The sequence below is a fragment of the Pseudomonas sp. 18175 genome (assembly GCF_050432925.1).
GTDB lineage: Bacteria > Pseudomonadota > Gammaproteobacteria > Pseudomonadales > Pseudomonadaceae > Aquipseudomonas.
In genome coordinates this window covers 19,735-31,651 of the sequence record NZ_JBKFTO010000042.1, presented here as the reverse complement: position 1 = coordinate 31,651, position 11,917 = coordinate 19,735, and the positions used below count along the sequence as shown (strand labels likewise).

Below are 11,917 nucleotides of genomic sequence, written 5' to 3'. Positions count from 1 at the left end.
GCGTAAGGCGTCACAGCTACAACGGTTATCACTCACCGATAGCGGCGGAAAAGCTAGCAGCGTGAGAACCGAAAAGAAGGTCCGAAATTACTGGACCAGTTCAGTAAACCACCTTCTCTGGGACGCTCACAAGTTCTGCACATGCCCCGCTTGATGTCACTCCGATCGGAACGAGGTGGTGACAGAGATTTACGGCGCCAAGTCGGCACTGCTCACAATTGCCGCAGGCGACGTTCGGGTCGACGCACACGCGATCGCCGATCTTGAATCGAGATACGCCTGAACCTACAGAGATGACGGTGCCAGCAAACTCGTGGCCTGGAACAACGGGAAACTTGCCGGTCGGATAATCACCGTGGCAGAGGTGGAGATCGGTGCCGCAAATTCCAACAGCTTCCGGGGCAATGATTACGTCAAACGTACCTGCGACAGGCTCTGGCAACTCAGTCAGTTCAACTGAGCCTCGGCCATCTAGGACGATAGCGCGCATGTTTGTCTCCTTATTCTTATTGAGTATGAGCTAGTCATTTCGTGTCAACGAACGTCAGCCTGCGCATCAAGCTATACCCGCATTTCTACTCTGTCTAGTCTGTACGTACAGAGCGTACGATTTTTTCTGAATGTTCTTGACGCATCGAAAAACCCCAGTCTACTATTTTTGTACGTACAGACCGTACAGGTGTCGGAAGCGAGTTATAGAGACCGACAATTAATATCCAAAACAAGAAGGAAACACTGAGATGTCGATGGAATATCGGATGCGCCGCGTTTTGCCGAGCAATCGTGTGGCTATCATTATGCCGGTCGATCATGGCCTGATCTTTGACCGAATCCCTGCCCTCGAAACTCCATCTGCACCTTTCGCAGCTTGGGGCAATCAGGATGTAACTGGCTTCATGATGACGCCAGGACAGGTAAAACAATCTGCTCGTTTCTTTGCTGAAAATCCACAGCTCACTCGTGTGCTAACCATCGATACCTATTACGACTATCGTGAGATGGATGGTAAAGGTTCTCACGGTCTGATCGCGACCATCGAAGATGCTGTCCGCATGGGTGTTGACGCCGTTAAGATGCTTTTCCCTTGGAACATGTCGAACTCTGAACGGGTCGCAATGTGCGAGCGTGTCGGTAAGGTTGTGGCTGAATGCGAAAAGTGGGAAATCCCGCTGGTGCTCGAGCCCGTGTTGATCGGCGCGGCGCGTACGGAAGAAGTTATCGATGCTGAAGAAAAAGTTGCTCGTATCGCCTATGACCTCGGTGCTCACATCATCAAGATCGCGTTCCCAGGTGAAGAACGCACCAAGCGCCTGGTTGAAGAGCTTAAGGTGCCATTGGTAATTGCGGGTGGCCCGTTGGCTGGTGATCCATCTGAAACCATCGATGCCGTCGCTCAAACAATTCGTGCCGGTGCTCGTGGCGTCATCGTTGGTCGTAACATCTGGCAGCGTGAGCGAAGCCAGGGGGAGCAGGTTCTACGCGAAGTGGCCAGTCTGACTCGTCAGGTGAAGTTCAACGACTGATCACCGAAAAAGCTTCAGCCACATCTTTCCAATAATAAAAAAAGAGTGTCGAACGTGAGCGGAACGAATCTACGTGCTCCTGCTGTGTTGGGAGTGGACATTGGAAGCACTAATTCCAAGGTTGTGGTGGTGGACATGAGTGGTTGGGTGGTTTCCCGCTGCAGCCGCCCGACCCCCCGAGGCACGTCCGACCTCTCGGTTTCAGCTGAGGTATTGCTCGAAACTTTGGAAGATATGGTCATCGAAGCCTGCGGTGCGCACTATGGTATCCAAGCCATTGCCATCGCAGGTATCGGTGAGGATGGCGTGTTGGTCGATTCGAAGCTGATGCCGGTGGTTCCCGCACTGGCTTGGTTTGACCCACGGCGTAATGCAATTTTTGAAAAAATAGAGCGTCATTTTGCTCCTAACGTCGATATGGGCGTGGCTACTGACCCTTCACGAGCCTTGGCTGGTTGGGTTTGGGCATTGGAGCAACCTAATACCGAGTCGGCGCAAACTTGGCTTGCGCTGACGGACTTTGCGGCCAGTCGCTGGGCCGAAACCCCTTTCATAAGTGACACGCTGGCAGCTCGAACGGGCGCTTGGAATGTCAACTCAGGTACTTGGGATACCGGGCGTGTGAACCTATGCCTAGGCTCTGCATCGTTCCTTCCCCCCGTGCGCAAAACTGGTGATGTCATTGGAGAACTACGTTCTCGGCGCCTTGCTGAAGCTGGGGTCGTATTACCAGAAGCCGTCGTGGTCGCTGGGGGTCATGATCACCCGATCGGTGGATGGGGCGTCACGCAGATGCATAGGGGCGCAGTACTCGACTCTATGGGTACAGCCGAGGTGGTCGTTGCACAAGCATCTAGTCTCGTCGTTGGTAACCAGGATCTGGACGTCGCCCAAGGTATTTGCGGCAATGCGCGTACTCTGCTGACCGTTCAGGAGCTCAATCGAAACGTCGACTGGGCTTCTCAGGATCTCGAGGTCAACCGGGCCCTGCGTATGATCATTTCCGGGAAGCTAAAGCCGGACAACTTCCTGGACTCTGACTGTTTCATCGTCGGTGGGCGAGGCGGATCTAGCCCGTCTTTCAGTGTGGACTCTCCTTTGTGCCCAATTTCCAAAGCATCTGCGGTAGCCGGAGCTCTCTCTCGGGCTGGCAACGATGCTGTTAAGCGAGTCGCCCAATATATGCCAGCGAATGCGGCGTTCTATTGTGCAGGTGGTTGGGCACGCTCTCCAGGATGGCTCAGTCTCAAGCAATCGTTGAGCGATGCCGAGCTTCGAGTGATCGCTGAGCCAGAGGTTACGGCTGTTGGCGCAGCGCTACTGGCGGCAGCTGCAATTGGCTGCGACGTTGATGCAAGCGTCGCACTCTCCGGTGATGTGAAACCTAGCCGAACTTCTTTTGCCCCACTCCCAGTTGCGCTGGTGCGCTAACCAATACTCACGCGAAGCAGTCCAGCTATGCACGTTTTCGGAGTTGTTTCTGGACGAGCGAGGCGTATAGGCGAATGAGACGATTACCATGAAAAAAATAATCAACAATCCGAATGCAGTGGTATCCGATATGCTTGAAGGCGTGGTGCTTTCAGATGATCGTCTGGTGTTGCTGAGCGGCGAGGACATCATTGCCCGCAAAGACTTTCGTGAGCTAACCACGCAGGGGAAGGTCAGCATCATCTCGGGTGGGGGTTCGGGCCATGAGCCAGCTCATGGTGGCTATGTCGGCTTGGGCATGCTAACTGCAGCAGTTGCTGGGCCGGTCTTCACTTCTCCCAGTGTTGACGCAATCCTCAATGCAATCCTCACTGTGGCAGGCCCTGCTGGGGTTCTGCTCATCGTAAAAAGCTATACCGGCGACCGACTCAACTTTGGTCTTGCTGCGGAAATCGCAAGATCGTCGGGTGTTAAGGTAGACATGGTTGTCGTGGGGGACGATGTCGCTCTGGATGGCGAAGGCCGGGTGGGGCGTCGCGGTATCGCCGGCACGGTATTCATACACAAAATTGCAGGCGCGGCTGCTCAAGCTGGCCTCTCGCTAGAATGCGTTAAGGCCGAGGCTCAGAAAGCAGCTCAAGGCCTATTCACCATGGGGTTGGGACTTAGCGCATGCACTGTGCCTGCCGCTGGCAAACCTGGCTTCGCCCTTGAGGACGATCAGGTGGAGTTCGGCCTAGGCATCCATGGAGAAAGCGGTGTTCGTCGCAGTAAGATCGACTCCGCAGAAGTAATGATTCGTTCGCTTGTTTCCCGAATTGTTGAGCAGGGTCAACTGCAAGTGGGCGATCGGGTTGCGCTGATGGTGAACAATCTGGGGGGCTCCTCCGCTCAGGAGTTGGATATCGCAGCACGTCAGGCTTTGATCGAGTGCACTACCCACGGTTTGAAGGTCGAAAAAGCCATGGTCGGCACCTTTCTGACCGCTCTAGAAATGGCTGGTGTTTCATTAACGCTTCTGCGCGTTGACGATGGCATTCTCGCGCGGCTGACCAGCCAAGCTGATGCTTCAGCATGGAAAGGAATGACCACGCCTGCTCTAGAGGTTGCGAGGGTAGTTGGTGCTAGCGCAGAGCAGGCACAGACTGTCTTGGGAGCAACCTGGTCAGCTCGCTGCACCCATAATTTCAAAGAGGTGATCAAAGCTGTTACTCAGTCTTTGCAGCAGCGTGAGCAGCTCCTTACTGAGCTCGATTCCGTTGTAGGTGATGGCGATATTGGGATCAGCCTTGCTCGTGGTGCTCGCGCGATCGACGACTCACTCGATCTCCTGACGCTGGAGAAGCCGGCGGTTGCACTCCAGGAGATTTCAGCGATCCTGCGCCGTGTTCTGGGGGGAACATCTGGGCCGCTATATGCCATGTTTGTCTTGCGGGCCGGCACAGCTTTGGCTGGTCGTGAAGATGTTTCCTCGATTTCTGGATGGGCTGCGGCACTCCAAGCGGGGTGTGATGGCATGAAGGCGCTGGGTGGCGCCTCGGCGGGTGATCGCACTATGTTGGATGCGCTCATCCCGGCTGCCGAATTCTTAGCAACTGCCAATGGTGCCCCGGCGGCGGTTGCTGCTGGTGTCGCAGAAGCCGCAGAAATCGGATCGGAACATACCCGCTCCATGTTGCCTATGAAGGGGCGATCGTCTTACATCGGTCAGCGCGCGTTGGGCCATCTAGACCCTGGTGCTTATGCCGTTACCGTCTGGATGAAAGCGATCGCGGATACCATGAAACGCCTGTGAGCTGACCTAAGACTTCGGTAGCACTTCAAATTACGCGGACACAATCGACCTTAATGCTGGGGTTCGGTGGGCGTGTTCGCCTGCCCCGTACACTTGAACGTGGTTTTCGATGGATAGTTGGGTTGTGGTGAGCGTGCAGCAAGCCAAGGCTGACCAAAGGCCCATTACGTGATTCACAAGACGCGCTATCATCGAGCCACTAGCTCAACCGGGGCTCCCATGATCTGGCATTCGCCTGCACCCCCTGGGCAACGAAACAAGGAAGTTTGCGCATGGACGAGCTCGTTCAGCATGTCACCTTACCGGAAGAGCCGAAGCTGAAAGAGCTCAAGATCCTCGCCACGCTTGTGTCAAAGCTCAACCTGGCAGACTTTCAGAACGCAATACCTGTGATCCATGAATTGCGTCTCGCTAATGAAACCGGAGAACGCTATCTCAATGCTACGTTGACTCTGACTTCTTCGCCTGAAGTATTGAAGCCGAAAAGCTGGCGTATCGAGGAAATCGCAGCCGAGTCTTTTCGAGCTATTCCTGGCCTCGATCTTGTCTTGGATGGGCCATTGCTCAGCAGGCTGACTGAAGCTGAAATGTCCACGTTCAGCTTTGTCTTGGAGGCTGATTGCAAGGAAGCTGACGGCGGGCGAAAAGTTATTGCGCGGTTGGAGCAGGTGGTTGAGTTACTACCTCGGAACCAGTGGGGTGGCTTACGGCATATTCCGGAAATGACCGCTGCCTTCGTCCAGCCCAATGACCCAGCGGTGGAACGCTTGCTCAAGCAAGCTGCTGAGTTGCTTCGTTTAAGCGAGAAGCCGCCGGCATTGGATGGGTACAGCGGCGGCCCTAAGCGAGCCTGGCAGCTTGCTTCTGCTGCTTGGGGCGCTGTTGCGCGGATGAAGCTGGACTACTCGTTACCACCTGCCAGTTTTGAGCAGTTTGGTCAGAAAGTGCGAAGCCCGAGTCAGATTGCGGATTCCGGCCTCGCAACCTGTATGGATTTGACCTTATTCCTGTGCGCAGCGCTGGAACAGATCGGCCTCAATCCTGTCATCGTCTTCACGCGAGGCCATGCTTTTGCAGGGGTTTGGCTAACGTCTGAAGAGTTCACTACGACTCTCATCGACGATGTCACAACACTACGTAAACGGGTGAAGCTAAAAGAGTTAGCGCTGTTTGAAACTACCTTGCTTACTCACCCCTCAATCCCATCATTCGGATACGCAGTCGAACGTGGAGCCAAGCAAGTCGACGAGGATGCTGAGGCCGAGTTCGAGATGCTACTCGATGTTCGACGTGCTCGCCTTCAGCGTATCAAACCGTTGGCTAGCTCCGAGGCTCAGATCGCGCGGGTAGTAACAAACGACTCGAGCGAAGCACCTTTGCTTTTGATCGAGGATGGTGACGATATTCCTGACCAAATGGTGAATATCGAAATCGAAGACATCGCCAAGCTCAACCCAAAAGATAGGTTGGAGCGGTGGCAGCGCAAGCTACTAGACCTCTCGCTGCGCAACAACCTGCTCAATTTCAAGCATGGTAAGAAAGCTCTCAAGCTTGAGGCTCCAGATCCAGGGGCACTTGAAGACATTCTTGCCAGTGGGCAGTCGCTAAAACTTTTGACTCGCCCAGATCTCATGGATGGAGCAGATCCGCGTGAGAAGGAGATTTACGAACAGCGCGAGCGTGAGGATGTTCGTCGACGTCATGCTGAAGATGCCCTCAGGCGCCGAGAGGTTTTTGTAGCGCTCAATGCTCGCGAAATGGATGCGCGGTTGACCGAGCTCTATCGCGGCGCTCGTACCGCTTTGCAAGAGGGTGGTGCTAACACCTTGTTTCTTGCTGTCGGCTTTTTGAGGTGGACACGCGACGACAAAGGGGGGCAAAAATACAGCGCACCTCTGGTACTCATTCCTGTCAGCCTTGAGCGTAAGAGTGCACGTTCAGGTTTTTCGATTGTGCTGCATGACGAGGAGCCTTGCTTCAATCCTACACTGATCGAGATGCTTCGACAGGACTTCCAGTTAGGCTTAGGGACACTCGAAAATGAACTTCCTCGAGATGAGTCGGGGTTGGACATTGTCGGGATATGGCGGCGCGTAGGTCACGCTATCAAGGACATTCCGGGCTGGGAGTTATCGGAAGAAATAACCTTGGCCATGTTCTCGTTTGCCAAGTACCTAATGTGGAAGGATCTGTCAGAAAACGCCAGCCACTTGAGGCAGAGCCCTGTGGTTCAGCATCTTCTTGACACTCCAAGGGATGCATTTGCATCTGATACGCCTTTTCCGGATGCCAGGTACCTCGATCGAGACTACGGCCCATCGGATGTGTTCTGCCCACTGCCGTCAGACTCTTCTCAGCTCGCCGCCGTTATGGCGGCATCCAAGGGAAAAGATTTCGTGCTTATCGGCCCACCAGGTACCGGTAAAAGCCAGACCATTTCAAACATGATCGCCCAGTCAATCGCTCAGGGGCGACGCGTATTGTTTGTCTCCGAAAAGATCGCTGCCCTGGACGTTGTTTACAGGCGGCTCCGTGAGATTGGCCTCGGAGAGTTCTGCCTGGAAATTCATTCCAGCAAAGCGCGCAAAGCGGACGTCCTTGCCCAACTGCAGTCAGCTTGGGAGGCCAAGGGTGAGGTCGACATGCAAGCTTGGGAGGTTGAGGCGCAGAGACTCGCGAATATCAGAGATAGCCTGAATATCTATGTTGAGCGACTGCATAACCGATATCGCAATGGGTATACGGTGTTTGATGCGATCGGTACGGTCACTTCCGGTACTGATGAGCCGGTAGCTCCTTTGAGTTGGGTTTCACCTGAAATACATGACCAGAAGGCGATACTGGAAATTCGCGAAATTGGTGACCGCCTTGAGGTTAACGCTCAAGAGGTCGGGTACGAGCACCTGGGCACGCATTCTCTTTCCGGAATCGGGCAGTCAGAGTGGTCGCCACACTGGACGCAACAGTTTGTACAGGCTGCTCGTGATGTTTTGCCTTCAGTTCTTGATGCCCAGAAAGCGATCGATCGGTTTATTGAGTTTGCTGGACTGCCGACTGTTGCCCACACACCTTTGCAACTTGAGGGACTATCGAATCTTTCATCGGCACTTCCAAGCGCAGCAGGTCATGATTGGCGATTCGCCTTATTGCCAAATGCTCGATCTATCGCACAGCGCCTGACGGATGGGTGCAATTGGATTGAGGAGCACCGGGTTCTGACTTCCAGCATGTCGCCGATCTGGCCGACTCGGGTGGTGGCAGAGGCTAAACGTGCAATGGAACTACTACAGGAGCGCCGGTCTACTTTTGACTCCTTGAGTCCTGTTTGGTCTTCTGCTGTTATCGACACGCTCCAAGATGGCCTCACCAAATTCGCAAAGCTAAACGAGCTGACAGATCAACTTTCGGTCACCTACACCGAAACGATTGAAACGCTCGATATTGAGCAGCTTCACCAGGAGTGGTTAAAGGCTAATGAGGCCATGTGGCCTAAATCTTGGTTGGGCAAACGTCGTGTCACTGCTTCGCTTGCTGCAGTTCAAGCAGTGGCAGGAGAAGCCGATGTTGCTAAGGATCTTTCAACTTGGATTGAGATTCGTGGTCAGCGGAAACTCATTGACGAGCTCCAGCCTGGTGCCCAGTGTGGCGATATTTGGAGTGGATCTAAATCCAATCCAGGCCACTTGAATAGCGCTCTGGCCCTTCAGCTTGCCTTGGTGAGTCAAGTGAGCAACTCCGAGTGGCACGACGAGGGGTTTGATATCGTAGAACAGGGGTATTTGGGCGAGGCTTTGAAGGCTCAGCTTGCGCGAATGCGCGGCATTGTTCGTATCGACCGTCAGTTGGCTGAATTTGATGAGCTTGTTGGTCAGACAGCTGACATATGGAAAGGTCTTGCTACAGATTCCGAGGTACTTACGGCGGCTTTGCTGTTCCAAGCAGAGCGACGAGAGATCGAATTGCGTGGTCGCCTAGTAGATGACCACCCTCATGTAGAGGAGGGCCTGTGTGGTCAGACCCTGAGGGATGACCACGTTCTGCTCAAGAAGAGGGGGCTCCTAGAGCGAGAGTTGGCTGACCTTGCTGATCTTCGCGAAACTGTGCCCCTTTGGAACGATTTGAAGACAAAGGTAGATGACGCGCGCCAGGCAGTGCTTTTCCAAGAGCGAATGGCAGTCGCCTTGGCCAAGCTTGCCCAAAACCCCGAGCAAATTGCAGGATTTAAGGGGCCATTGAATGCGCTGCTTGGTGAGGGTAACGCTCTGCTGGAGCCTGAGGGGGCCATTCCTCAGTCAGGGCTCGCTCTTCGTGAAAAGCTAAAGCAGTTAGAAGCGCGGTCAGCGCATTTGACTGCTGTCGGCCAGTTCACAGAGCAAACAGTAGTCGCGAACTCACAGCTCTGCCTTGATGATTTAAGGGGCAACTGTGAGTTGATGGTTTTGTCTGAACCTCGTCTGCGAGCTTGGTGCGCGTGGCGTAAAGTCCGCGATGAGGCGTTTGCAGCAGGTCTAGCTCCGATTGTGGAAGCGATGGAGAGCGGTGCGATTACCCTCGGTAAGGTACGTCGAGTGCTTGAGGTGAACTACGCACGGTGGTGGTTGAATGCGACCGTCGATAACGAGGCGGTAATTCGCACATTCGTCAGTGCGGAGCACGAGCAGCGCATCCGTGATTTCCGTGCACTGGATGATAAGTTTACTGCTTTGACTCGTGACTGGTTACGGGCGCGCTTGTGCTCAGAGCTTCCTAACCAGGAGAGCGTAAGTCGTTCTTCTGAGTGGGGGCTGCTGCGTCACGAAATGAGCAAAAAAACCAGGCATATGCCGCTAAGAGAATTGATGAGCCAGGCGCCGGGGGCGCTGACAAAATTGACTCCTTGCCTGTTGATGAGTCCGCTATCGATTGCCCAGTATTTGCCATCAGGTACTGCTCCGTTCGATTTGGTTATTTTCGACGAAGCCTCTCAAATTCCTGTTTGGGATGCGATTGGCGCTATGGCTCGTGGTCGTCAGGTTGTCATGGTTGGTGACCCAAAACAGCTGCCGCCAACATCCTTCTTTGGGCGTGCAGAGTCTGGATCTGACGACGAAGATACCGAAGCTGACTTGGAAAGCATTCTGGATGAGTGCATCAGCGCAAATCTCCCAACGAGAAAGCTCAATTGGCACTATCGCAGCCGTCATGAAAGTCTCATCGCATTTTCAAACCAACGTTATTACCAGTCTGAGTTGGTCACCTTTCCGTCGCCATTTACTGCTGACAAAGCGGTCACGCTTCATCCTGTCGCCGGTGTATATGACAGGGGTGGGTCGAGAACAAACCGTATTGAAGCGCAGGCTCTTGTCGCGCACTTGGTTGCTCGTCTTAGGTCGCCGGCGTTCAGACAGTCGGGGCATACCGTAGGCGTAGTTACTTTCAACAGTGAACAGCAAAAGCTGATTGAAGATTTACTCGATGAGGCGTGCAGGAAGGATCCGTCACTGGATAGCTATTTCTCCGAGTCATTACTTGAGCCCGTTTTTGTCAAAAACCTTGAGAGCGTGCAGGGTGATGAACGAGACATCATCTATTTCTCCATAACCTTCGGTAAGGACGCGGCTGGCCATAACTCTATGAGCTTTGGCCCAATGAACGAGCAAGGCGGGGAGCGTCGTTTAAACGTCGCGATCACGCGAGCGCGTCAGGAGCTTGTAGTGTTCTCTACTACGCGGCCCGAAAATATGGATCTCTCTCGAACCAAGAACCAGGGTGTACGTGACCTGAAGCATTTCCTTGAGTTCGCTGAGCGTGGCCCACGTGCTCTGGTGGAAGCTGACTTTGGTAGCGTTGGAGGCTTCGATAGCCCATTCGAGAAGGCAGTCGCTGCCTCGTTGTCCAAGAAGGGGTGGCAAGTCCATACACAGATTGGCGTATCGTCGTTCCGTATTGACCTGGGCATAGTCCACCCTGACACACCTGGTCGATTCCTCGCCGGCGTTGAATGCGATGGTGCTACTTACCACCGCAGCGCTACAGCCAGAGATAGGGACAAGCTGCGTGAGTTTGTACTGCGTGGGTTGGGTTGGGAAATCGTCAGAATATGGTCAACTGACTGGTGGATCGATGCTGTAGGAACGGCAGAGAAGGTGCATCAGAGGCTCACCTCGTTGTTGGAGGCTTCGCGTGCGAAGCAGGCAGAGATTGATGCCATTGAAGAAGCTGAACGACTCAAAGCTGACGCAGCAGTTGCCGAGGTGATCGAAATAGTCGAACAGGTAAGCCAGGTAGTATGGGAAGGTGCTCCCGTCGCTAGTGATCACGCAGGAGGCTTTCAAGAGCTGCAGTACGCGAAAGTGTCTACCGTTGAGGCGCAGACTCAGCATGTAGCTTACGAGTCCGTAAATGTTCCGGTTTATCGAGAAACCGATCCTGCGCAAGCAGTTGAAAATGTAAATCCAGATCTTTTCTTCGAGTCAGCCTATACGCCGCTTCTGCAGAAAATGATCTCGCATGTTGTGAACGAAGAGGGCCCAATCTTAAATACTGTGCTGGCAAGACGTATTGCCCGGGCGCACGGTTGGGTGCGTACAGGGGCACGTATACGAGATCGCGTGGATCAGGTAGCACTCACGCATTTCAGATCCCACGAGGAGGAACTTGGCACATTCTTTTGGCCGATCCATCAGCAGTCAGAGTCAACTTCATTTCGTCGACCTGGCGACGATGATTCAATGCGAAGTCTGGCCGAAATTTGCCTTCAGGAGCTATCTGCACTTGTAGGTGAGATGGAGGACAAAGGGCATGAGGCCGAGGCTTTGATCTACGCAGTCGCTAAGGAGGCGGGCGTCACTAAGCTTGCTCACGCTGGTCGCTTGCGTATCGAGAAGGCCATACATTATCGAAGAGACGTTTCATCCTAGGTGTGGCGGTGAGGTGCGGCTAGTATCGAGAGAGTGAAATTCGTCAAAATTTAGCCAAAAAAGTGGCCACCACCTCCGTGGAGGTGATGGCCGCATGGCACTGAGCGCCTTAAAAACAGTACCAGTCAGGTCAGCGAGTGGCCTTGTAGGGCTGGTGATCCTCGGGCCTACCTCGGCTTAGACTCTGAGTGATGCTGAATAGACGATTAGACAATGAGAGCCGTACTGGCGAATCGCGGGTGCTTTAGCGAAGAGCTGCGGAGTTGGCC

The 11,917-nt window shown here is 53.9% G+C and carries 5 protein-coding genes; 4 read left to right on the top strand and 1 reads right to left on the bottom strand.

The window, feature by feature from the left end:
• Nucleotides 1-100: 100 nt before the first annotated feature.
• Nucleotides 101-490: an alcohol dehydrogenase catalytic domain-containing protein gene (locus ACLD1Y_RS31240; RefSeq protein WP_429481488.1), complete on the bottom strand. Its 390-nt coding sequence runs from the start codon at nucleotides 488-490 to the stop codon at nucleotides 101-103.
• Between the two features lie 250 nt (nucleotides 491-740).
• On the opposite strand from ACLD1Y_RS31240, the gene ACLD1Y_RS31235 reads away from it, so the two are divergent.
• The 4 genes from ACLD1Y_RS31235 to ACLD1Y_RS31220 all read left to right on the top strand — a co-directional run bounded on the left by ACLD1Y_RS31235 (nucleotide 741) and on the right by ACLD1Y_RS31220 (nucleotide 11,648).
• On the top strand, nucleotides 741-1,523 hold the full coding sequence (locus tag ACLD1Y_RS31235) for a class I fructose-bisphosphate aldolase (protein ID WP_429481487.1): 783 nt from the start codon (nucleotides 741-743) through the stop codon (nucleotides 1,521-1,523).
• Nucleotides 1,524-1,568: 45 nt separating this feature from the next.
• Entirely contained in the window at nucleotides 1,569-2,954 is a 1,386-nt protein-coding gene (locus ACLD1Y_RS31230) for an FGGY-family carbohydrate kinase (RefSeq protein WP_429481486.1), read from the top strand.
• A gap of 88 nt (nucleotides 2,955-3,042) precedes the next feature.
• Nucleotides 3,043-4,749 carry a dihydroxyacetone kinase subunit DhaL gene (gene dhaL / locus ACLD1Y_RS31225; protein WP_429481485.1) on the top strand — a complete coding sequence of 569 codons (1,707 nt, stop codon included), beginning with the start codon at nucleotides 3,043-3,045 and terminating at the stop codon, nucleotides 4,747-4,749.
• A 272-nt stretch (nucleotides 4,750-5,021) separates the two neighbouring features.
• Nucleotides 5,022-11,648, top strand: coding sequence for a DUF3320 domain-containing protein (locus ACLD1Y_RS31220; protein ID WP_429481484.1), 6,627 nt, complete (start codon nucleotides 5,022-5,024; stop codon nucleotides 11,646-11,648).
• Nucleotides 11,649-11,917: the final 269 nt, after the last annotated feature.